20 protein-coding genes are annotated in these 21,841 nt (G+C 44.2%); 10 read left to right on the forward strand and 10 right to left on the reverse strand.

Annotated features, from left to right (window positions below; genetic code table 11):
* The first annotated feature begins 55 nt into the window (after nucleotides 1-55).
* Nucleotides 56-490, forward strand: a complete 435-nt coding sequence (locus QQL60_RS14330; RefSeq protein WP_284723692.1) for a host attachment protein — start codon at nucleotides 56-58, stop codon at nucleotides 488-490.
* A gap of 34 nt (nucleotides 491-524) precedes the next feature.
* Here QQL60_RS14330 and QQL60_RS14335 read toward each other — a convergent pair whose 3' ends face one another.
* Genes QQL60_RS14335 through gshB form a run of 3 tightly spaced genes read right to left on the reverse strand, consistent with a single transcriptional unit; the run spans nucleotide 525 to nucleotide 3,549 of the window.
* Complete coding sequence (locus tag QQL60_RS14335; protein ID WP_284723693.1) at nucleotides 525-1,547, reverse strand: energy transducer TonB; 1,023 nt, start codon at nucleotides 1,545-1,547, stop codon at nucleotides 525-527.
* A 2-nt stretch (nucleotides 1,548-1,549) separates the two neighbouring features.
* Nucleotides 1,550-2,605, reverse strand: coding sequence for an FAD:protein FMN transferase (locus QQL60_RS14340; protein ID WP_284723694.1), 1,056 nt, complete (start codon nucleotides 2,603-2,605; stop codon nucleotides 1,550-1,552).
* Nucleotides 2,602-3,549, reverse strand: coding sequence for a glutathione synthase (gene gshB, locus QQL60_RS14345; RefSeq protein WP_284723695.1), 948 nt, complete (start codon nucleotides 3,547-3,549; stop codon nucleotides 2,602-2,604). The genes QQL60_RS14340 and gshB overlap by 4 nt, the downstream gene beginning before the upstream one ends.
* A 182-nt stretch (nucleotides 3,550-3,731) precedes the next feature.
* Here gshB and glyQ point away from each other — a divergent pair, with 182 nt between their 5' ends.
* Genes glyQ through QQL60_RS14370 form a run of 5 tightly spaced genes read left to right on the forward strand, consistent with a single transcriptional unit; the run spans nucleotide 3,732 to nucleotide 10,134 of the window.
* Nucleotides 3,732-4,670 (forward strand): glycine--tRNA ligase subunit alpha, encoded by a 939-nt coding sequence (gene glyQ / locus QQL60_RS14350; protein WP_007144477.1) that lies wholly within the window; start codon nucleotides 3,732-3,734, stop codon nucleotides 4,668-4,670.
* Nucleotides 4,667-6,748, forward strand: coding sequence for a glycine--tRNA ligase subunit beta (glyS, locus tag QQL60_RS14355; protein ID WP_284723696.1), 2,082 nt, complete (start codon nucleotides 4,667-4,669; stop codon nucleotides 6,746-6,748). The genes glyQ and glyS overlap by 4 nt, the downstream gene beginning before the upstream one ends.
* An 11-nt stretch (nucleotides 6,749-6,759) precedes the next feature.
* Nucleotides 6,760-7,302, forward strand: a complete 543-nt coding sequence (gene gmhB / locus QQL60_RS14360) for a D-glycero-beta-D-manno-heptose 1,7-bisphosphate 7-phosphatase (RefSeq protein ID WP_007144479.1) — start codon at nucleotides 6,760-6,762, stop codon at nucleotides 7,300-7,302.
* Nucleotides 7,299-8,042, forward strand: coding sequence for a lysophospholipid acyltransferase family protein (locus QQL60_RS14365; RefSeq protein ID WP_284723697.1), 744 nt, complete (start codon nucleotides 7,299-7,301; stop codon nucleotides 8,040-8,042). The genes gmhB and QQL60_RS14365 overlap by 4 nt, the downstream gene beginning before the upstream one ends.
* A gap of 10 nt (nucleotides 8,043-8,052) precedes the next feature.
* Nucleotides 8,053-10,134 carry an EAL domain-containing protein gene (locus QQL60_RS14370; RefSeq protein WP_284723698.1) on the forward strand — a complete coding sequence of 694 codons (2,082 nt, stop codon included), beginning with the start codon at nucleotides 8,053-8,055 and terminating at the stop codon, nucleotides 10,132-10,134.
* Between the two features lie 40 nt (nucleotides 10,135-10,174).
* On the opposite strand, the gene htpX is transcribed toward QQL60_RS14370, so the two are convergent.
* From htpX to QQL60_RS14395, 5 genes are read right to left on the reverse strand one after another with little or no spacing between them, the layout of a single operon-like run.
* Nucleotides 10,175-11,056, reverse strand: coding sequence for a protease HtpX (gene htpX, locus QQL60_RS14375; protein ID WP_284723699.1), 882 nt, complete (start codon nucleotides 11,054-11,056; stop codon nucleotides 10,175-10,177).
* A 56-nt stretch (nucleotides 11,057-11,112) separates the two neighbouring features.
* Nucleotides 11,113-12,228: an ATP-grasp domain-containing protein gene (locus QQL60_RS14380; RefSeq protein WP_284723700.1), complete on the reverse strand. Its 1,116-nt coding sequence runs from the start codon at nucleotides 12,226-12,228 to the stop codon at nucleotides 11,113-11,115.
* A 12-nt stretch (nucleotides 12,229-12,240) separates the two neighbouring features.
* Nucleotides 12,241-13,146: an NAD(P)-dependent methylenetetrahydromethanopterin dehydrogenase gene (locus QQL60_RS14385; protein WP_273183078.1), complete on the reverse strand. Its 906-nt coding sequence runs from the start codon at nucleotides 13,144-13,146 to the stop codon at nucleotides 12,241-12,243.
* Nucleotides 13,147-13,201: 55 nt separating this feature from the next.
* The gene (locus QQL60_RS14390; RefSeq protein WP_007144485.1) at nucleotides 13,202-14,236 is read right to left on the reverse strand and encodes a beta-ribofuranosylaminobenzene 5'-phosphate synthase family protein; all 1,035 of its coding nucleotides are present in this window, start codon (nucleotides 14,234-14,236) and stop codon (nucleotides 13,202-13,204) included.
* Nucleotides 14,237-14,290: 54 nt separating this feature from the next.
* Nucleotides 14,291-15,157: an NAD(P)-dependent methylenetetrahydromethanopterin dehydrogenase gene (locus tag QQL60_RS14395; RefSeq protein WP_007144486.1), complete on the reverse strand. Its 867-nt coding sequence runs from the start codon at nucleotides 15,155-15,157 to the stop codon at nucleotides 14,291-14,293.
* Between the two features lie 237 nt (nucleotides 15,158-15,394).
* Here QQL60_RS14395 and QQL60_RS14400 point away from each other — a divergent pair, with 237 nt between their 5' ends.
* Entirely contained in the window at nucleotides 15,395-15,751 is a 357-nt protein-coding gene (locus QQL60_RS14400) for a hypothetical protein (RefSeq protein ID WP_007144487.1), read from the forward strand.
* A gap of 54 nt (nucleotides 15,752-15,805) precedes the next feature.
* On the opposite strand, the gene QQL60_RS14405 is transcribed toward QQL60_RS14400, so the two are convergent.
* Nucleotides 15,806-16,603: a quinoprotein dehydrogenase-associated SoxYZ-like carrier gene (locus QQL60_RS14405; RefSeq protein WP_284723701.1), complete on the reverse strand. Its 798-nt coding sequence runs from the start codon at nucleotides 16,601-16,603 to the stop codon at nucleotides 15,806-15,808.
* Between the two features lie 255 nt (nucleotides 16,604-16,858).
* Between QQL60_RS14405 and gltX the strand changes: the two genes are divergently transcribed.
* From gltX to QQL60_RS14420, 3 genes are all read left to right on the forward strand, one after another.
* Nucleotides 16,859-18,262, forward strand: coding sequence for a glutamate--tRNA ligase (gene gltX, locus QQL60_RS14410; RefSeq protein ID WP_284723702.1), 1,404 nt, complete (start codon nucleotides 16,859-16,861; stop codon nucleotides 18,260-18,262).
* Between the two features lie 222 nt (nucleotides 18,263-18,484).
* Nucleotides 18,485-20,263 carry a methanol/ethanol family PQQ-dependent dehydrogenase gene (locus QQL60_RS14415; RefSeq protein ID WP_284723703.1) on the forward strand — a complete coding sequence of 593 codons (1,779 nt, stop codon included), beginning with the start codon at nucleotides 18,485-18,487 and terminating at the stop codon, nucleotides 20,261-20,263.
* A gap of 139 nt (nucleotides 20,264-20,402) precedes the next feature.
* Nucleotides 20,403-21,284 carry a quinoprotein dehydrogenase-associated putative ABC transporter substrate-binding protein gene (locus QQL60_RS14420; RefSeq protein WP_284723704.1) on the forward strand — a complete coding sequence of 294 codons (882 nt, stop codon included), beginning with the start codon at nucleotides 20,403-20,405 and terminating at the stop codon, nucleotides 21,282-21,284.
* Nucleotides 21,285-21,312: 28 nt separating this feature from the next.
* On the opposite strand, the gene QQL60_RS14425 is transcribed toward QQL60_RS14420, so the two are convergent.
* A complete protein-coding gene (locus QQL60_RS14425) occupies nucleotides 21,313-21,780 on the reverse strand; it encodes a DUF302 domain-containing protein (RefSeq protein ID WP_284723705.1) in 468 nt (155 codons plus the stop codon).
* Between the last annotated feature and the right edge of the window lie 61 nt (nucleotides 21,781-21,841).

Below are 21,841 nucleotides of genomic sequence, written 5' to 3' on the forward strand. Positions count from 1 at the left end.
TTCCCGCTTATTGCTCTGTGTTGCTTGTTTCCCCAAGCGAGAAGGAGAATCGACTATGAAGAAAAAGTGGATCGTTGTCGCCGAGAGCAGTCGTGCTCGGATTTTTTCTGTTGAGAGTCGGACTAGTCCACTCAAGGAAATAGATGACATGGTCAACACTGCCAGCCGTGCCCAGAACCAGGAATTGGTTTCTGATATGCCGGGACGAAGTTTTGATAGTCATGGTGCTGGAGGGCGTCACGCCATGGAATCCAGAACAGAACCTAAAAAGCACGAAATGCAGATGTTTGCCCATGACCTAAGTGAACGTCTGGAAAGCGCTCGCCGAACCGGTGATGTCAACGACCTGGTTTTGATTTCCCCACCCAGTTTTCTGGGGGCACTCAAGCAGCAAATGGGTGAAGTGACACAGAAATATATCAGTCAAACCATCAATAAAAACTTTATCAATAAAAGCGAACAAGAAATTCGCCAGTATTTATTTCACTAAAATTCAAGCCGGTAGCGATCGTTACCGGCTTTTTTTATCTTGTTGATAAACCGCGACCGGTTTCAAACTTCCAGGTACGAATCACGGTCAGCATATCGTTATTTTTCAGCACATCTTTGGGAATGGCGGCATAAGGCGCACCCAGTCGCACGATTTTGACGGCAGCATCATCCAAAACTTTATGTCCTGATGAACGTGATACGACGATGCCACCCGCCGGTACACTGCCATCCGGATTAATATCTACAGATAGCATCAGACTGCCACTCAGGCCTTTTTGCCTGGCTTCCTGAGGGTAGTTCATATTACCGATGCGCTCGACTTTCATTTCCCAGGCTTTCATATAGGCGGCGGCAGCAAACTCTTTGGTCGAGGCTGAAATGCGTCGCTTTTTAGGTCTTTCACTTAAGGCCTTGGTGCTTTTATCAAGTTTTTCCTGAAGCTCACTGATTTCACTTCTGGCCTGCATCATCAAATCACGGGCAGAAATTTCGGGCTTAGCCACTTCTTCAGGTTCCGTCTCAGTTTCAGTAGCGATTTCCGCTGTCTCAGTTTTTTCTACCTTGCGCTCCGCTTTTTCCTGAGTGAGCTTTTTCACTGGCTTCTCTGGTTTCGGCACTGGCTTTGCCTTGGGCTGAGGTTTGGGTTTTTGCACCTCAGGTTTCGGCTCGACCACTTTTGGCTCTGGCGGTGTTGGTTCTGGTGCTGGTGGTTGAACGGCGACGGTTTCCGTCTCGGTAACCGTTTCTGTTTTTTGCACTGGCGGTGGTGCCGAAGGTTGGTCTTCAGTTAGCGGTACAGGTATGTCTTTTGTCGGCACTGGAGTAGGCGTATCAAGTTCACCGCCGCCTTCATTATTTGCCTGAGCCAGAAAGTCCGCTTCTTCTGGCTTGATTTTGTCTTGTTGTTTCACTAGCGTGATATCAAGATTGTTCGCTGGTGCGTTCGTGGGCTTAGAAAACACATCAAAGCTCACACCCAGCACAATCACCAGATGCAGGATGACTGAAAACAGCAGAGTAAAAATGAGTCGATCTGATGATGCGCTGGTTGCCATAGCTATGGAGTCGTTGTTGAGCCTATTTCACGTAAAATCGGTTGAGTTGATTTGTCAGTAAAATGAATTTTTTTCTGCATGGACGGGGTCATTTCAACTTGACCATCGGCACGAACAATCATCACTTCCTTAATACCCATTGAGGCGGCAATTTCCGGCCAGTCTTTACCAGCCACAATTAATGCTGTCGCTGCGGCATCGGCACGGGCGGCCTGCTGATGAATCACTGTCGCAGAAATATTATCGCGTGCGGGGTAACCGGTTCTTGGATCCAGAATATGAGGATAGCGTTTGCCTTCATAGGTAAAGAAACGTTCATAGTCACCCGAAGTAAATACGCTTTCGTCACCGAAAACGGCGACAGAGGCGATCATGGCAGCTTCTTTTCTTGGATGGCGGATACCAATCACCCAAGGACGGTTGCCGTGTTTACCGATAGCGCGTAAATCACCCCCAATATTGATAATGGCATTATTCACGCCTTGTTTTCTCAGGGCATCAATGGCGGCATCAACCGCAGTGCCTTTGGCAAAACCACCGAAGCCCAGTTTTACCATCGAATTATCACAGGTCAGAATATTATCCTTAATATGGATATCGTCCATGGTGGGGGCCGCTTTTAACCAGGCATCGATTTTATCTTGAGCTGGTGGTGGACGTGACTCAAACCAGTCATCACGATGGTAACCCCAAAGTTCAAATAATTTACCGGCAGCCGGATTAAACAGGTTATGACTTTCCTTGGCATAGGTCGCTGCCTCTTCAATAACTGTGGCCACTTCTGGTTTGATTTCGACTGGTTCGCCGTTTGCAATTGCTTTATTGATACGGGTTAAGGTGCTGGGTTTCCATGCATGCCAGGTTTCATTAATGTTATCGAAGGAGTCTTCCAGATCGGTCACTGTTTTCTCGGCAGTGTCAGCATCCACACCGTAAAGGCTGACATCAATTTCAGTGCCGAAGGCATAAAATTTTGCCTGGCGAGCAGCTTCTTCCTGTTCGCCGCAAGCTGTGAGTAATAAGGTCGTTAAGATAAATAAAAGGGGTATCAGTTTCATGGTAGAAGTTTGTCTATTGCAGTCATAAGATCGGCACCAATATTGATGCCAAATTGTCGATCAAGTTCACGGATACAGGTCGGACTAGTGACATTTATTTCGGTCAGATAATCACCAATCACGTCGAGCCCGACAAAAATTAAGCCTTTTTCGCGGAGTTTGGGGCCGACCTGCTCGCAGATCCAACGATCCCTGTCGGTCAATGGCCGGCCTTCAGCGCGTCCCCCTGCAGCAAGGTTGCCACGAGTTTCACCTTCAGCTGGGATGCGGGCCAGCGCGTAAGGCACCGGCTCACCGTTAATAAGTAAAATGCGTTTGTCGCCGTCTTTGATAGCCGGCAAATACTTTTGCGCCATCACCGAACGTCGCCCGTGTTCTGACAGCGTTTCGACGATAACTGAGAAATTGGGATCGCCTTGATTGATGCGGAATATAGACGCGCCACCCATGCCATCAAGCGGCTTAAGAATAATATCGCTATGTGTTTGCTGGAAGGCTTTTATCAGATGTTTTTGGCGTGTCACCAAGGTCGGAGGACAGCATTGTGGAAACCAGGCGGTAAACAGTTTTTCATTCGCATCACGCAGGCTTTGCGGATCATTGATGATAAGCACGCCAGCAGCCTGTGCTTGTTCCAGCAAGTAAGTGCTATAAATATATTCCATATCAAACGGCGGATCTTTGCGCATCAGAATCGCATCTACATCGGTGATAGGACGGGTGACTTTTTCACCCAGTTCAAACCAGTACTCTGGATCATCGAACACACGAAGACTGCGCATTTCAGCAAATACCTTGCCCTCTGACAGAAAAAGATCTTGTTGTTCCATATACAAAATCTGCCAGTCACGCTGCTGCGCAGCCAGCATCATCGCGAGACTGCTGTCTTTTTTGGTATTAATCCGATCGATCGGATCCATAACGATGCCAATGGTTCGTTGCATAGTCACTCTCATGATTACCTGACTCAGGGGGTGAATTGTACCTGAATGGCGGCGATGGAGTGGCGAGGAAAATATGTGCTTAGGCTTTGTGCTAACAGATTTATCTGTTGTCGACCTCTACAGTCAGCTCGGTATTCGCTATAATCCCGTATGTTTTGACTTTGGATTGTGAAATCGAGCTAATGACTAAGACAGCGGTGATGAAGGCGGAAACGCCAAGAACCTTTCAGGAACTGATCCTCAGGCTGCAACAGTACTGGGCTGAGCAGGGCTGTGTGCTTCTTCAACCATACGATATGGAAGTGGGTGCCGGGACATTCCATCCAGCCACATTTTTGCGCGCAATTGGTCCGGAGCCATGGAGTGCTGCTTATGTTCAGCCTTCACGTCGTCCGACCGATGGCCGTTATGGTGAAAACCCGAACCGATTACAGCACTACTATCAGTTCCAGGTTGTGTTAAAACCATCGCCTATTAACATTCAGGAGCTGTATTTAGGTTCGCTGGAAATGCTGGGGTTGGATACCGCTATCCATGACGTACGTTTTGTCGAAGATAACTGGGAATCACCCACGCTAGGTGCCTGGGGACTAGGTTGGGAAGTCTGGTTGAACGGTATGGAAGTCACGCAGTTCACCTATTTCCAACAGGTGGGTGGACTCGAATGTCGCCCCGTTACTGGTGAAATTACATATGGTCTGGAACGTATTGCTATGTACCTGCAAGGTGTGAGCAGTGTCTATGACTTAATCTGGGCAGATGGTCCTATGGGGAAAGTCACCTACGGTGATGTGTTCCACCAAAACGAAGTCGAAATGTCGACCTACAACTTCGAACATGCCGATGTGGAAAGTTTATTCACCACATTCGATACCTGTGAACGCGAAAGTCAGCGCATGATAGAAGCAGGTTTACCTTTGCCTGCCTATGAGTTGGTACTAAAAGCGTCACATACATTCAACCTATTAGATGCAAGAAAAGCCATTTCCGTGACAGAAAGACAGCGATTTATCCTCCGTGTCCGTACTTTGGCCAGAGCCGTTGCTCAGGCGTATTACGACAGACGTGAGTCATTAGGTTTCCCAATGGTTCAGTCAGCAGATAAGGAGGTGCAATCATGAGTCAGGCATATCAGGATCTGCTTATCGAATTAGGTACAGAAGAATTACCACCAAAAGCATTGCTGAAATTAAGTCAGGCGTTTCAACAGGGTATCGAGCAGGGGCTAAAAAGTGCTGAGTTAAGCTTTGATGTAATTCGTGCCTACGCGACTCCAAGACGTTTGGCCTTGGTGATTTCGAAGTTACAAACCCAGCAAGACGATTTAACAGTAGAACGCCGTGGACCGGCTGTGACGGCGGCATTTGACGAAGATGGTAACCCGACCAAAGCGCTACAAGGCTTTGCTCGCTCTTGTGGTGTGGATGTCGATGATTTAGAAACCATGCAGACGGATAAAGGCGCGTGGCTAATTTTTAAACAACAACAAAAAGGCGCTGAAACCGCCAGTTTGCTGCCAGAGATTATTCAACAATCACTCAACGCTTTACCGATTCCCAAGCGTATGCGTTGGGGAGACTTGCCGGGTGAGTTTGTCCGACCTGTGCATTGGTTGGTGGTATTGCTGGGCGATGATGTTGTTCCCGTCAATTTGTTAGGGGTGAATTCAGACCGCTTCACGGTCGGTCACCGTTTCCACCATCCACAGCCTATCCGTATCAGTACACCGATGACCTATGCGCCACAACTGGAAAGTGAAGGTCACGTAATGGTCGACTATGAAGCTAGAAAACAGGCGATTCATGGACAAGTAAATGAACTGGCGGCCAGCCTCGGTGGTGATGCTGTGATTAATCCGGATCTGCTCGATGAAGTGACGGGATTAGTGGAATGGCCAGTAGCCCTGGCAGGTAACTTTGACCCGCGTTTTCTGGAATTACCCGCTGAAGCGTTGATTTCATCAATGGAAGGTCATCAGAAATATTTTGCTGTACGGGCGAAAAACGGTGATTTATTACCGCATTTCATCACCATCTGTAATATCGCCAGTCAGGATCCGGCACAAGTGATTGCTGGCAATGAACGTGTCATTTTGCCGCGCTTGAGCGATGCCGCGTTTTTCTGGGAAACCGATCGTAAATTGCCACTGGCACAACGTCAGGAACAATTAAAAACCATCGTGTTCCAGAATAAGCTTGGAACGGTCTATGACAAATCTCAGCGTGTTGCAGCCTTAGCCGCCAGTATTGCCCAGCAGATGGGTAGTGAGGCTCAATTAGCAGAGCGTGCTGCGTTATTAGCCAAATGTGATCTTGTTACAGAGATGGTTGGTGAATTCCCAGAGCTACAGGGCATTATGGGCCGTTATTACGCGCAATTGGATGGTGAGCATGCCGATGTCGCTGAAGCGCTGGATGAGCAATATCGTCCACGCTTTGCCGGTGATGATTTGCCTCAAACGGCTAGCGGTATTGCTGTCAGTCTGGCTGAAAAGCTGGATACCATAGTGGGATTATTTGGTATTGGTCAGCCACCTTCAGGTGTGAAAGACCCGTTTGCTTTACGACGTGCTGCTTTAGGCGTGCTGCGGATTATTATCGAAAATCAGTTATCGCTTGATCTGTCTCGTTTAGTCACAGAAGCGGCAAATAACTTTGTTGATATCCTGACTGAAGATGAGGTGACAACGCAGGTCATGCAGTATTTTTATGACCGCTTGCGTGGTTATGTTATCGATCAAGGCGCTAAAGCCGATGAATACGAGTCAGTGCTGGCAGTATCACCAACGCAACCTCTAGACTTTATGCAGAGAATGAAGGCGGTGGCTGAATTTAGAAAACTGGAACAAGCTGAGTCTCTGGCCGCCGGTAATAAACGTATTGGTAATATCTTACGTAAAAATGAGGCTGAGCAGGAAGGCTTGAGTGTTGATACAAACTTATTAGCCGAACCTGCCGAAAAAGCATTGGCCGATCAGGTTGTGGCTGCACAACAAGCGTTGAAACCACTCTATTCAGCTTCTGATTATGCGGGTGTTTTAAATTATCTCGCCGGCATGCGTGAAACCATCGATGCTTTTTTTGAGCAAGTCATGGTAATGTCTGATGACGAGGCAGTAAGAAACAATCGCTTAGCCTTACTCAATCAAACCCGGGCACTATTTCTGGGCGTCGCCGATATTTCCTGCTTGCAGGAGTAACAGGAGCAATTATGTCGCTGATTATTCTGGACCGAGATGGCGTCATTAATCATGATTCGGATGATTTTATAAAAAATCCGGCAGAATGGGAGCCGATTGAAGGCAGCCTCGAAGCGATTGCTCGCTTAAATTATGCGGGATACCGGGTGGTGGTGATTACCAATCAGTCGGGTATCGCGCGTGGTTTATTTGATGTGGAAACCTTAAATCGTATTCATAGCAAAATGCGTCGGATGCTGGCTCAGGTCGGCGGCAAAATTGAGGCGATCATGTTTTGTCCTCATGGTCCGGAAGATGACTGTCAGTGTCGTAAACCTCAGAACGGTTCGTTTGTGGATTTAGCTCATCGTTTACGAGTGAATCTGGAAAATGTGCCTGCAGTGGGGGATTCCTTACGTGATATTCAGGCAGCGATGTTGTCACAAGCCCGACCTATCTTGGTCAAAACCGGCAAAGGTGAACGAACCCTGGCTGCAGGCATTCCGGATGGTGTTGAGGTTTATGAAGATTTGGCGAGTGTCGCCACGGCCCTATTAGAACGCAAACTGCAATGATCTATATTCGCTCCACTATTTTCTTTATTTTACATGCTGTTACAGCCGTATTGTTTTCCTGTTTAGGCGTTCTGTTATGGCCATTACCGTTTAAATGGCGTTATGCCGTGGTCAGCCAGTGGGCAAAATCCAATATCTGGCTATTGGACAAAATTTGTCAGGTAAAGCTTGAGGTCGAAGGTCGCCAAAATATAGGCGATAAGCCCGCTGTGATTATTTGTAAACATCAATCCTCATGGGAAACGCTGGCATTACAGGCTGTTTTTCCACCTCAGGTATGGGTATTGAAACGTGAATTATTCTGGATTCCGTTTTTTGGTTGGGGGCTAGCTTCTCTAAACCCTATTGCTATAGACCGCAAAGCTGGGAGAAAAGCGCTGAATCAAGTGATAGAACAGGGCTTGGATCGCTTAAGCTCTGGTGCTTGGGTGGTTATTTTTCCTGAAGGCACAAGAATAGCGAAAGGTTATATTGGTCGCTTTGGTATTGGCGGTGCCAGACTTGCAAAAGAAACCGGATATCCTGTTATTCCGGTGTGTCATGATGCCGGTAAATCATGGCCTAAACATGGGTTTTTGAAATATCCCGGTGTGATAAAAATGACGATAGGCAAAAAGATGGCTACTGATAGCCTCTCTGCAGCCGAGTTAAATCAACAGTTGTTTGACTGGATGGAACTGCAACAGACCAAACTGGAAGGGAAGAAACCGATGCTTCTGGATAAAAAGAAAGAACAATAAGGTGGCGACTGTGGCGAGAGCAGAAGGCATTTTACGAGTACTAATTATTGATAGTTCTTTGACGGATGCAGACGTGATTGTCAATGTGCTGCGTAGTGCTGGTCATGCTGTGCGGGCGACAAGGGAAGACAAGCCTGCCGCGATTGAAAAATTGTTATCAGCCCAGAATTGGGAACTCATCTTATGCCGCGAGCATGTCGCTGATGTCCAGCCGATGGATATCCTCAATCTGATTCAACATTTAGATAAAGATTTGCCTTGTATCATCATTACCGATGATAAAACACATGAAGCTGACTATTTCACAACAAACGCGAAAGATATTGTGTTGTTTGAGGATAAACAGCGCCTGCAATTTGTGATTAATCGTGAGATTGATAATCTTTTCATAAGACGTCTGGCACGACGTAATGAACGAGCGCTCAGAGAAAGTGAGAAGCGCTCCAAAACGCTTTTAGATAGCTCCAGAGATGCTGTTGCTTATATGCATGAAGGAATGCATATTTATGTGAATCAAGCCTATTTAGATCTGTTTGGTTATCAGGAATCAGAAGATGTTGCCGGATTGCCTATTCTCGATTTATTCAGTGCTGATGATCATCCTAAGTTTAAAGCTGTATTCAGACAATTTACGGAACAACCAGATGCACCACCCGTGACCTTGATGGGGAATGGGCTTACGGCAGATGGTGTCACGTTTAAAGCAGAAATTCAGTTCAGTCATGCGCGGGTAGAAGGTGAGGACTGCACACAGGTTGTTATTCGTGATGATACGGTAATTAATGAGCAAGCGGCTCCTGTGGTCACGCTTGTTGATGAGCATGATCAGCTCACCGGCTTATACAACCGTAGCCGCTTTATTGATGAGTTGGAAAAAACGGTTCGTCGTGCTGCAGAGGGAGAAGGGGATGCACAGCTTTTATATCTGACACTGGATGACTTTTTATCCATTAAAGAAAAAGTGGGATTAGGTACCAGTGAAGTTATTCTAAAAAGCGTGTCTGACTTGTTACAGAATAATCTTGCCGAACATGAAATTATCGGCCATTACGGTGATCAGGTCTTTACGATAATTGTCCCTCATCATGATGATGCCTATGTTGATGAGCGAGCTGAATCTTTCCGCAGAACCATTGATGATTATGTATCACATGTATCAGGTAAAACGATTGACTTACACTGTAGTGTCGGTATCGCCCGAATCAATGAAAGTCAGCTAACTGCTGAAGCGGTATTAGAAAATGCAGATAGTGCGGCGATGAAAGCGCAGCATTTAGGCGGCAATCAGGTGATGCGTTTCCATGCTCAAACCAGTGAAATTGAACAACAGTCGAGCGAAGTCTGGCACAAACAGCTGCAAACAGCACTGCAGGAAGATAAGTTCACCTTGTTTTATCAACCTATTGTGAGTTTACACGGCGAAGAACAGGAATTTTATGAGGTACTACTCCGACTCCAGGTGAATGATGAATTTATTGCTGCGGATAAATTTATTCATCATGCCGTTCAGTTAAAAATGATGACGGAAATTGATAAATGGGTAATTCGAAGTGCGTTAAAGGCATTAACCATTCATCGTCAACGGTTTCCTAAAACACGCTTCTTTATCAAGTTATCTGAACAAAGTCTGCATGAAGAAGCTTTTGTTGATTGGTTGTCTGCGTCATTATCCGCTCAACAGCTGACAGCTCGGTCTCTCATTTTTGAAGTAAGTGAGACAATGGCAATTGATAATGTTGAGCAAGTGAGTCATGTTATCGAGCGTTTACAGAGTTTAGGCTGTGAGTTTGGTCTGGAACATTTCGGCTCCGGCATCGATTTCTCCAATAGTCTGAAAGCGTTTAATGTCGATTATTTAAAGATCAACGGCACGTTTGTCGAAAATATGGCACATGATGCTGAAAATCAGGCGGCCGTTAAAGCGATTATTGAGATGACAAAAGAAGCGGGTAAACGCTCGATCGCTGAGTTTGTATCTGATGCTAATAGTCTAGCTCTATTGTGGCGTTTAGGCGTAGATTATGCCCAAGGCTATTATATTCATGAACCGTCAGCAGAGATGAACTATAACTTTGAAGATGATGAGCTTTAACGTAAAAAAAGCCGGGCTTGCCCGGCTTTTTTATTGATCATTATCGGTTTCCACGTAAGGCGTTGATGCGCTCTTCTAACGGTGGATGCGTCATGAAGAGTGCTGACAGGCCACCCCCTTTGCCTCCGGAAATACCCATAGCGTGAAGCTGATCAGGTAACGGTTCGGTTGATGTGCCTGCTAAGCGTTGCAGTGCGGCCACCATCTTGGGAGCGCCGACCAGACTGGCAGCACCGGCATCAGCTCTGAATTCACGCTGACGGCTGAACCACATCACGATGATACTCGCCAGAATACCAAGCACTAGCTCGGCAATAATTGAAGTGATCCAGAATGCCGGGCCATGGCCACGTTCTACCTTAAATACGGTTCTATCGACGAGATGACCAATGACGCGAGATAAAACAATAACAAAGGTGTTCACGACACCCTGAATTAAGGCCATTGTCACCATATCCCCGTTAGCGATATGGCTTACCTCATGAGCCAGTACGGCTTCTACTTCATCCTGAGTCATGGATCGCATAAGACCTGTGCTTACGGCAACAAGTGCATTATTTTTGTTCGCACCGGTTGCGAAGGCATTCGGTTGTGGAGAGTTGTAGATAGCGACTTCTGGCATACCAATATTCGCTTGTTGTGCTAAGCGTTTAACGGTATTGACCAGCCAGCGTTCGGTGTCATTTTTAGGTTGCTCAATGACCTGGGCGCCTGTCAGATGTTTAGCTGTCCATTTTGAGATAAGCAGCGAAATGATCGAGCCACTGAAACCAATAACGGCTGCATAGATAATCAAGGCATTCATATCAAGGCCTGCACCTTGCTCATCCAATAGACTGTCAATGCCCAGCAATCTCATTGTAATGCTTAATACGGCGAGTACAGCTATATTAGTGCCAAGAAAAAGTAATATGCGTTTCATGCATTCAATCCTGTCTTAATGAGTCATGGTTAATATGGGTAGAGCCCCTGCTATTTTCAAGCAGGATAAAGACAATTTTTCACTATCTCAGTTTCCAGTTGATGACGAATATTCTGGCACGCATGTTCGAACTCAGTATCGATGACTAATGTACAGATAGGTTGACCTGAATGAATCATCTGCTGGTCAGAAGGAATATCGTGAGCCTGAGGTGGCCAGTTTGCTTTTTCACGAACACGATAATTTTTATCAGCAAACAAGTAAGATAATGTTCGTATGCTATGTTTTTGTATGTCTTGATAAGCTAGATTATCTGCCTGGGTGCTCATACAAGCCTGAATATGTCTGCGTAAAATATCACCTGAGTTGGAATAGAGTTCTGCTGAGGCAGATAGCCTTGGATTCAATTCAAGAATGTAGATATTGTCTGCCTCATCGATTAGAAAATCGAGACTGCCAAACCCTTTAAAACCCGTTGCTGTAATCAGTTGCTGTAACGCTGTGCTTACTTTTTGTTGTGAAGATGGATTGAGAGCAATCTGGTTAGTAAGCTGTTGTAAGGTGAAGGTGTGTTTGTCATGAATCTGTTCATTAAAACCAAGGACTGAAGCAGCCTTTCCATCAGCAATAAAGCTTACTGAAGCAGATTTACCTTCGATATATTCCTGGAAAATCACCTGTTCATCAGAGTAAAGATTGGAGTGTTTAATATGTGTTCCCCCACAACTCTTCATATCCTTACTGAGCCAGCGCCTTTTATTTTTGTCTGGAGGGCTGATGAGGTGAGTTTCAGGATAAGGAATACCTAGTCTGTCGAGTAATGGAAAAAACTGATCAGATGAGCGTAGTTGTTCAAAAGTATGGAAGGTATTGCCTAATGGTTGAATATGAGGGGGTAACTGTTCCAGAACAGGGTAAAAACGTTCGATTCCAGCGCCACAAATCAACATACACGGCTGCTGTTGGCTCAGAGAATCAAGCGATGAGAGCAAGGAGGCTATTGTGAGTTTATCTAACGAAGGTAAGCGAACCAGTCGATTTGAAACGCGCTGGGTATCTGTATCTGCAAAACAGTCCGCTACCCAGGTTTGGTAACCGAGTTGGGCCGCGGACTGTGCAATAAATCGAGCAGTTTGCGCAAATATGAGTAAAGGTAACTGCTCTTGTGGCATAGCCTGACTGTGTTAAACCAGTTTACGCGCACCTTCAAAAGCATTACGGAAATCAAGATATACAGGTTTTTCTGATTCTAGGGTTTCTCTCAGTAAAGCTTGCTGTAATTTGTATTTGACATCACCAATAGCCAAGGCTCCAATCCCTACTGCATCAGGTGAATTCGTAGCATGAGCCAGAGGTGCACCAAAGTCCATTAATTTAACGCCTTCAATACCCAGAGGTGAAACCGCATTGACATCACCAGCGACTTTGAGTTTTGTCGCATCACGAAGTACAGAAGCATTTAACACTTGAACACCGGCTTTTGCCGCACAGAAAACGATATCTGCATCAGATAATAGACGAGCCTTGTCAGCATCAGATGCTGCCGTTGTTCCACGTAAATCGACGCCGTAACGTTTTTTAGCTTCTGCTGCGAATTCAAGTGCTGTATCAATAGAAAAGTGATCAACAATCGCAGTTTCAGCGCCTTGGAGTGCAGCAATGACTGCTGTGGCAATACCTACTGGACCTGTTCCACCAAATACAACGGCTTTAGCCCCTTTTAATTCTTGCTGAAATTTGCTTTTTAGTTCACGTTCGACACAAGCAACCAAAGCTGCTGCAGTGGTAAATGCACCACTTGGATCTGCAAATACTGAAATTTCAAATGGTGGCACCATCGATTTTTTGGCTGAATCCAGCATGTCCATGGCTAATCCGATATCACGGCCACCAATGAACATTCCTGTTTTTTTCACGCCAGAAGGGCCACGGGAAAATATGGCGTCTTGAGTTAATCCTGCGACTTCACTCAACTCAACATGAGAGTATGGAATGAGTACATCATAACCAGCGTCTAACGCCATGTTAATGTCAAAAGGGCTGTTATGCTTCATTGGATTGAGCATGTGAATAATCGAACGTTTGGACATAATTAATCCTTATAATAAAATCAAATTACGGCTGGAGTTGTGATAATAGCCACACTTACATAGAGGATTCAATAACTGCACCATGATTATCAGCAGATGTCTGAATAAAGATGGGGGCGTTACCATCCGAAAAAGTGGTTTTGGCAAACTGGGTAAGATGCTCGATTAATTGTTTTGCCTTAGCCTCATTTTCGACAAAGATACAGCCAGTTGGTCCCCATGAGCTCTGTGCTACTCCTGAATGACCTAATCTTTGTGCTTCTAATAAGCAAGATTCAACTCGCTTGCTGGTATATCTTCCACCCTGTGCTTTTGCAAAATGATCACCAATTAAAGCTTGAATATCGGTGACTGCTTTGCCAAAGTCATCACAAGACTTCTCTATGAGTGCAGGTAACAAGCACATCAATGTCAAATGGCTAATTAATCGTGCATTTTCTTGAGGGAAAATAGGTAGTTCATGGAACGCTTGTACCTCGGCAGTGCCATGTATACCTTGATGATGAGGATCCATAACCAATACTATTTTCCAGTCTGCCGGATAATCCATATGAGCCAGAATAGGAGGTACAGTCTGATTTGGTTTTAATCCACCATCAATCACAAACCCGCCATGATCAAAAGTAGCAATGCCGATACCTGAGCGTTTCCCCCTACCTAGCTGCTTCGCGATAGAGGGTGTGGAGATTGATATACCATGAAATTTGGCAAGGGCCGTACCTACAGTTAAGGCCAGTTGTGTCCCAGACCCCAGACCTGAGTGCTCAGGAATGGTTTGTTTTACACAAATATTGATGCATCGGTTTGCTGAAGGAATCTGACTACCGATACTTTCATAAAAACGTTCGCAAATTTGCCTGATTTTCAGTTTCAAATTATCCGTCAGGTCTTTACCTTGAATAAGGAAGTTCTCAGCGGGGGATATTTGAATGATGGTGTGATGGCTATTGATCGCCACGCCGATACTACCGAACTTGCGACCAATTTCAGCATTTAAATCAAGAAATCCCAGATGGAGCCTGGCCGGAGCCTGAACGGTAACAGATGACATTGCCGTCAGGCTTTCAGCTTCAGCAGTTTGTTGTTTCACTGTTCGTTTTCAGCAGTTTGTTGTTTCACTGTTCGTTTTCAGCAGTTTGTTGTTTCACTGTTCGTTATCAATCTTGCAGGCAATGTCGTAAATCGTGGTTTCATCCAAAAAGGCATCATTACTTTCAAAAAGTGAAGCGATAGCGCCACGGTGGACTTTCATTTTGAAGTTACCAATGGCAATTGCGCCGTAGTAACGCATGCCATTTTTCTCTGTGCCATTATCCATAACTTCCATACCTGCCACACCGAGGGGAGGTACAGCGTTAACATCAGCAACAACTTCAATAGAGGTATTGTTTTCCAGTGCCATTTCCGGCACAACACAGACACCCGCCGGGCCGGCAGCAATCACAACATGAGCATCAGATAAGACACGTTTAACCGCTTCATCACTGCGTGTTTCACCTGGAAGAACCTCAACACCGTAATGTTCTTTCATTTCTTTGACGGTCGCTTTACTTCTTTCCATGCTGCGGCACGTTAAAGTCACTTTTTTTGCACCTTCTCTCAGCATATAAAGTGCAGTACGTTGGCCAACAGGGCCTGAACCTAAAATAACAACGTTTTTATCTTTCACATCGTAATCTGTTAGCACTTTTCGGGCGATAGCCGCGGCAGTGGTATTTGAGCCGTTAGGATCAAGCATAACCGATACGCTGACTGGACCAAAAAACGCTTTTTTAACTGCTTTACCAACCAGATCGCTGGCAGGGACATTTGAGCCACCGATGAAAATCGCGCTATTTTTTAAGTTTTTACCGCCACGAGTAAAAATCATGCCGTGGACATGTGGTGTGACATTGTCACGTGTCGCGCCGCCATGAGCAATAATGTTATCGACTCCAGCATCATAAGCCACTGCTTGGTCGAAGGTGCTGGCAACTGGATCGGTATCCAAGTGCAATAACAATTTTTTCATTTGGCTATCTCCCGCCTGTATTAATAGTGTCTGAATGAATAAGAAATTCTACCTGATGTTGCTCTTGTGTGAAAATAAAGCGTTTTTCGTCTATCTGCGATGGCGGAAGATGGTGAAGAATTCATGTAATATGTCTACCTAATTCTGTATCAAAATCAGGATAAGTGGAACTTAATACTATAAGGCTGAGTCACAACTCATCCAAACTGATGAATAATAATTTATAGGAGAGAATGAATGAAGATTGCTGGAGCTGCTACGTTGTTTGCTACAGGTTTGGCGTTACTGCCAACAATGGCAATGTCCAATGATTTTTCTACGGTAACCCGTGTACATTTTGTGATGGATTGTATGGAAGCTAATCCTAAAATGAATGTTTATGAAGGTGTTCATAAATGTTCTTGTGTGGCGGATAAAATGGCAGAAGCCTTTTCCGAAAAAGAGTTTGAAGATATTAGTGCTGGCTTTATGTACAAGAACCTACCTGCTGATAAAGGGGCGGAGTTCAGAGACGACAAAGGCCTTAAGAAAGGTTTAAAACTTTTCGAACAAGTGAATGAAACAGCTTATAAAGAGTGTCGTATTCACAATTAATAAATGTTCAAATAAAAAAGGCCGCTTAAGCGGCCTTTTTTATTTGTGGTTCGGTTAAATGTCTTTTTCTATTTCAAACTCTTCTGATTGAGTATCACGTACTTTCGCTTCTAATTTTCCATGTTCTTCAGGTGTGAATGTGAATCGAAGACTTGGATCTTCACTGATAGATATTCCAGCATCAACACTTATTAAGGGTTGACCGTTATAGCTGATATCAATTTTATCCACATAATGTGCCGGTATGTATTTACGTGCCTTTTGATCAAATTGTAGTCCGTTGTAGTTGGGATGACTGATGATCATCTGCGCCTGAACCGGTTCACCGATGGTTGGTTGACGCATTCTTAGCTTCATTTTGCCTAAACGTGCTAATGCGGCGGCGGCATCTTTGCCAGCAGGAGCACTACAGCCACCAGAGGCTTTCACAAAGCGCGACACCATATATAAACTGCCGTCGTTCATTTCGGCGACAGCGCGAACATAGGTATATTGATCAACCCGCATTCGAGTTGATAAATCCACGCTACCTAAGTTCGAGGAAAGGTGGAACTTTGCCGAGTAAGGCATCGGGTTGTTATCAATAAATACGTATATGTTTTCTATGTAATTATCTTTTGTTTGTGGTTTTAATGATTTTATCGTGATTGGAACAATGGCTGCGTCTTCAGCACGTTTTGGTGCTTCCAAAACTAATACATCATTTGCATCATCTTGTATTGTTTTGTCACCAAAGTAAGTTTGTTTAAGCGCAGGCCATACGGGTTCTTCCGGCGTCGCTGCCATGATCGAGTAACTACCCATGAGTAAGGCCAAACCCACTAGTGTTATTGTTGATAATCGATTAAACATTTTTCTCTCCCAATAAGTCGTTATTGTTATTGTAAGATTTTTGAGAAGTTATGTATGGGAAAAGTTCCTTGTTCTGCTTGTGTCGGCTGATATCACGAAATTACTTGGTTAAAACTAGATATCTTCGTTTCCATAAAAGCATTAGGGCGCAGTGGTTCTGTAAATATTCGTCCATTGATCAGAATCGCGATATATGGGCTTTCAACTGGTACAATATCGGCCTTTATTGAATCAATCCAGTTGAGAGTTTCTAACATGACTATACGTACCCGTTTTGCACCAAGTCCAACAGGTTATCTACATGTTGGTGGGGCGAGAACAGCCTTGTTTTCCTGGCTTTACGCCCGTAAACATGGTGGTCGATTTGTACTTCGCATTGAAGATACCGATCTTGAACGTTCGACGGATGAATCTGTACAAGCGATTCTCGATGGTATGTCCTGGTTGGGGCTCGATTATGATGAAGGGCCTTTTTATCAAACTCAACGTTTCGATCGTTATAAAGAAATCATTCAGCAGCTGATGGAACAAGGTGATGCTTATTATTGCTATTGTTCTAAAGATGAATTGGAAGATATGCGTGAAAAGCAACGCGCCAACAAAGAAAAGCCTCGCTATGACGGGCGTTGCAGACATTTAACAGCACCTAAACCTGGCATTGACCCTGTTATTCGCTTCAAAAATCCAACATCCGGCAGTGTTGTGGTGAAAGATATGATTAGAGGTGATGTCGAATTTAAAAATGCTGAGCTGGATGATTTGATTATTGCACGTCCTGATGGCACCCCCACGTATAACCTAACTGTCGTTGTCGACGATATGGATATGCAGATGACCCATGTAATACGTGGTGACGATCATCTCAATAATTCACCCAGACAAATTAATATCTTCAACGCTCTTGGTGCTGAACCACCGAAGTTTGCTCATGTGCCGATGATCTTGGGTGATGATGGTGCCAGATTGTCAAAACGCCACGGCGCGGTAGGTGTCATGAGTTATCGCGATCAAGGTTATCTACCAGAAGCATTATTAAACTATTTAGTGAGACTGGGTTGGTCACATGGTGATCAGGAAGTGTTTTCGATACAAGAAATGATCGAGTTTTTTGATATTGAGGATGTTAACAGAGCAGCTTCTAGTTTTAATACTGAGAAGCTACTGTGGTTGAACCAGCAATATATCAAAAATAGTCCTGCATCCCATATTGCAAAACATTTGGCTTGGCATATGGAGCAACGGTCAGTCGACTTGTCTGCAGGGCCTACGCTTGAGCAAATTGCTGAGCTCTATCAGGAACGTGCAAAAACGCTTGTCGAAATGGCTGATAGCAGTATTTTCTTCTATGAAAAAGTCAGCAGCTATGATGAGAAGGCAGCAAAGAAAAACCTGAACCAGACGAGCTTACCTTTGTTGCAAGATATGAAAACACGCTTATCACAAATTACAGATTGGCTTGCAGAACCCATCCATACAGAAATAAAAGTCTGTGCCGAAAAGCATGAAGTAGGTATGGGGAAAGTTGCCCAGCCAATCAGGGTGGCTATCACAGGAAATACAGTGTCACCTTCATTGGATGTGACACTCCAATTACTGGGTCGTGAGCGCACATTGGAAGCAATCGAACTAGCTATTGACTGGATTCTTAATCAGGACTAAAACAGGACTAAAAACCTGTACCAAGTAAAAAAGATATAAATTTCATCCACTTATGCTTTCGGGAAAAAATTCCCGAAAGTTATAAGTAAAATATCATAAAAAAGATGGGAAATATGCTTGACTAACGTTTTCTTCAAGATTATTGTTGCCCTACGCATGAGGTTCAACACTGAACAATTTTCGTGTCGTATATAACTAGAAAGCAATAAAGAGGAAAACTTTATGAAGCTGAAAACTTTATCAATCGCAATGATGACATTAGCTGTTCCAGGTCTGGCAGTAGCTGATGAATTATTGGAAATGCAAAAAGATGAAAACAACTGGGTTATGCCAGCAGGTAACTATGCGAATACACGTTACTCTGAATTAACACAAATCAACAAAGACAATGTCAAAGATTTAAACATGGCATGGTCTTTCTCAACCGGTGTTTTACGTGGTCACGAAGGTAACGCTTTGGTTATCGACGGTACTATGTACGTTCACACACCATTTCCAAACATCGTTTATGCGTTGGACTTAAACAACGACGGTGCGATCAAATGGAAATATGAACCCAAACAAAACTACGATGAAACAGTACCTGTTATGTGCTGTGACACGGTTAACCGTGGTTTAAGCTATGGCGATGGAAAAATCTTCCTGAACCAAGCGGATACAACATTAGTTGCTCTGAATGCCGCTGATGGTAGCGTAGTTTGGTCTGACAAACGTGATGATCCAAAACGTGGTGCGACTAGCACTGCAGCAGCTCACGTATTCAAAGATAAAGTCATCGTCGGTATTTCAGGTGGTGAGTTTGGTGTACGTGGTTACGTTCAAGCCTATGACTTAGATGGTAACGTTAAATACAAAGCGTACAGCACGGGTCCTGATGAAGAAATGTTAGTTGATCCAAGCAAAACCATGTCTATGCTGAAACCAGTTGGCAAAGATTCATCTTTGAAAACTTGGCAAGGTGACCAATGGAAAATTGGTGGTGGTACAACATGGGGTTGGTATTCATACGATCCTGATCTGAACATGTTCTACTACGGTAACGGTAACCCATCAACTTGGAACCCGGTTCAACGTCCTGGTGACAACAAATGGTCAATGTCTCTATGGGGTCGTGACTTAGACACCGGTATGGCGAAATGGGTTTACCAAATGACACCATACGATGAGTGGGATTATGATGGTGTTAACGAAGTTGTACTTGTTGATCAAAAACTGCAAGGCAAAATGCGTAAAACTGCTGTCCACTTTGACCGTAACGGTTTTGGTTACACCATGGACCGCGTCACGGGTGAACTGTTAGTGGCTGAAAAATATGATCCAGCGGTTAACTGGTCAAACGGTGTGAACCTGAAAACTGGTTTACATGATCGTGTAGCGAAATACTCTACTGCACGTAACGGTGAAGACGTTAACACAACAGGTATTTGTCCTGCGGCCTTAGGTTCTAAAGACCAACAGCCTTCAGCGTACTCACCACGTACTGGTTTACACTATGTCCCAACAAACCACGTTTGTATGGACTATGAACCATTTGAAGTGGAATACGTCGCAGGTCAACCATACGTTGGTGCAACATTAAGCATGTTCCCAGCGCCAGGTGGTACACACTTAGGTAACTTCATCGCTTGGGATTCACGTGAAGGTAAGATCGTATGGTCAAACCCAGAACGTTTCTCAGTCTGGTCTGGTGCCTTAGCAACCGCTTCTGACGTCGTCTTCTACGGTACATTGGAAGGCTACTTGAAAGCCGTTGATGCACAAACAGGTCGTGAGCTGTGGAGATTCAAAACAGCGTCAGGCGTTATCGGTAACGTCAACACCTACAAACATGACGGTAAACAGTATATTTCTGTACTGTCAGGTGTCGGTGGTTGGGCTGGTATCGGTATGGCGATCCCAAGCTTAGAAAATGACACAGATGGTCTTGGCGCAGTCGGTGCATATAAATCACTGTCTAGCTGGACTAACCTGGGTGGTATTCTGAGTGTATTCAGCCTGTAAGACCCAGATGATATAGATTACTCTGTAATCTTAATCTGAATAAAAGGCCCGGCATCTTTTGATGTCGGGTCTTTTTTTTGAAACAAATATGTTAGCTTTATGGTCGAAAGTTTTTCATAATCAAAAAAAGGAAGAGAGAATGACCAAAATACAGCGTTGGACACTAGTTATTATGGGAGTCCTTCTGGGTACAACCACAGCATTTGCTGCTGGTGATTTAAAACCCCTCCCTGGACAAAAAGCCGTGCGCGTTTGTGCTGACGGTTACAACCTGCCTTATTCAAATAAAGAAGGTGAAGGCTTTGATAATAAGATCGCAGAGTTATTAGGCAAAGAATTGGGGTTACCCGTTGAATATTATTATTTCCCGCAACGTATCGGCTTTTCACGCAACACAATTAAAAAAGTAGATCCTGAGACAGGATTGTTTTATTGCGATGTCGCAATGAGTATTCCTGAACATACAGATTTCTTAAAACCGACTAAACCCTACTGGAGTTCAATTGAAGCAATGGTCTACCGCAAAGGAGAAGGCTATGAGCTTCATCAGATGAAAGATATTGTGACAGCAAAAAAAGATGGTAAACCATTACGTATCGGTATCTTTGATCGTGGTGTAACAACAAAAGCGCTATTAGACCTCGGTTTAGCTGATCAAATTCAATATTTCCAAATGATGCCTGGTGATGCTCGAGTGAATGCTGGACGTATTATTAGTGATGAGCTCGCCAAAGGTAATATCGATGTTGCGTTATTGTGGGGGCCCATTGCTGGTTACTATGCTAATGAGTCAGATGTGCCAATGGTTGTTCAGCCTCTAAATGAGCTGGGTGAGGCCTATGTGTTCAGCTTTAGTATGGGAACGCGTTATCAAGACAAAAAATGGAATGCGCTATTAAACCAATTCCTGACAGAAAATAAAGATGAGATTGATGCCATCATGGCGCAATATTATTTGCCGTCATTGGATAACGTTAATCCTTATCCTAAAAAGCGGGTTCGCAAGGATGATGACGATTAATATTTAGCTGAACATTTTATCGGGGTGACTATTCAATCGTTGCCCCGATAATTGTTTTTAAATTGTGATTAATTTTTTTTGCAAATACCTGTTGTTTAGTGTTTTGAGAAGTTTCATCCATTAATTCGGTACTGATAATAACCTGACCAGAGTTGGACTGACGTACACTGATATTACAGGGCATTTCATTGATGAGCTGGGGATTGATTTCCATCATTTCTTTGGCATAAGTGATGTTACAAAAATTAGTAATCGTCGCTAATGGAAAATCCGTATCACCACGATCTCGAATGGCTTGGCCAATGTGACTTCGATGAATGATGCGGTAATTTTGTTCTGAAATAGCAATATCTAAGTTTAATAAGGTATCTTCAAAAGAATACGGACTTTCTTTTTCATATAGTCTGTTTTCAGTCTGCTGCTGGCAGGCTGTAAAGAAGAGAAATGTAAGAATAATAAGAGTGTAGCTGACAATGCCTGAGGAAAATATTTTCATGTATTAAAGCTATATTTAATGAATGATTGTTTAGAATAACACTATAAAATCAAAGTAAAAA

Origin of the sequence: Methylophaga thalassica, from assembly GCF_030159795.1 — a bacterium.
Taxonomy (GTDB): domain Bacteria; phylum Pseudomonadota; class Gammaproteobacteria; order Nitrosococcales; family Methylophagaceae; genus Methylophaga; species Methylophaga thalassica.

Excerpts from the sequence above, each read along its gene's own strand:
- QQL60_RS14330 (WP_284723692.1), top strand. The coding sequence starts at position 56 with ATGAAGAAAAAGTGGATCGTTGTCGCCGAGAGCAGTCGTGCTCGGATT.
- QQL60_RS14335 (WP_284723693.1), bottom strand. The coding sequence starts at position 1,547 with ATGGCAACCAGCGCATCATCAGATCGACTCATTTTTACTCTGCTGTTT.
- QQL60_RS14340 (WP_284723694.1), bottom strand. The coding sequence starts at position 2,605 with ATGAAACTGATACCCCTTTTATTTATCTTAACGACCTTATTACTCACA.
- gshB (WP_284723695.1), bottom strand. The coding sequence starts at position 3,549 with ATGCAACGAACCATTGGCATCGTTATGGATCCGATCGATCGGATTAAT.
- glyQ (WP_007144477.1), top strand. The coding sequence starts at position 3,732 with ATGACTAAGACAGCGGTGATGAAGGCGGAAACGCCAAGAACCTTTCAG.
- glyS (WP_284723696.1), top strand. The coding sequence starts at position 4,667 with ATGAGTCAGGCATATCAGGATCTGCTTATCGAATTAGGTACAGAAGAA.
- gmhB (WP_007144479.1), top strand. The coding sequence starts at position 6,760 with ATGTCGCTGATTATTCTGGACCGAGATGGCGTCATTAATCATGATTCG.
- QQL60_RS14365 (WP_284723697.1), top strand. The coding sequence starts at position 7,299 with ATGATCTATATTCGCTCCACTATTTTCTTTATTTTACATGCTGTTACA.
- htpX (WP_284723699.1), bottom strand. The coding sequence starts at position 11,056 with ATGAAACGCATATTACTTTTTCTTGGCACTAATATAGCTGTACTCGCC.
- QQL60_RS14380 (WP_284723700.1), bottom strand. The coding sequence starts at position 12,228 with ATGCCACAAGAGCAGTTACCTTTACTCATATTTGCGCAAACTGCTCGA.
- QQL60_RS14385 (WP_273183078.1), bottom strand. The coding sequence starts at position 13,146 with ATGTCCAAACGTTCGATTATTCACATGCTCAATCCAATGAAGCATAAC.
- QQL60_RS14395 (WP_007144486.1), bottom strand. The coding sequence starts at position 15,157 with ATGAAAAAATTGTTATTGCACTTGGATACCGATCCAGTTGCCAGCACC.
- QQL60_RS14400 (WP_007144487.1), top strand. The coding sequence starts at position 15,395 with ATGAAGATTGCTGGAGCTGCTACGTTGTTTGCTACAGGTTTGGCGTTA.
- QQL60_RS14405 (WP_284723701.1), bottom strand. The coding sequence starts at position 16,603 with ATGTTTAATCGATTATCAACAATAACACTAGTGGGTTTGGCCTTACTC.
- gltX (WP_284723702.1), top strand. The coding sequence starts at position 16,859 with ATGACTATACGTACCCGTTTTGCACCAAGTCCAACAGGTTATCTACAT.
- QQL60_RS14415 (WP_284723703.1), top strand. The coding sequence starts at position 18,485 with ATGAAGCTGAAAACTTTATCAATCGCAATGATGACATTAGCTGTTCCA.
- QQL60_RS14420 (WP_284723704.1), top strand. The coding sequence starts at position 20,403 with ATGACCAAAATACAGCGTTGGACACTAGTTATTATGGGAGTCCTTCTG.
- QQL60_RS14425 (WP_284723705.1), bottom strand. The coding sequence starts at position 21,780 with ATGAAAATATTTTCCTCAGGCATTGTCAGCTACACTCTTATTATTCTT.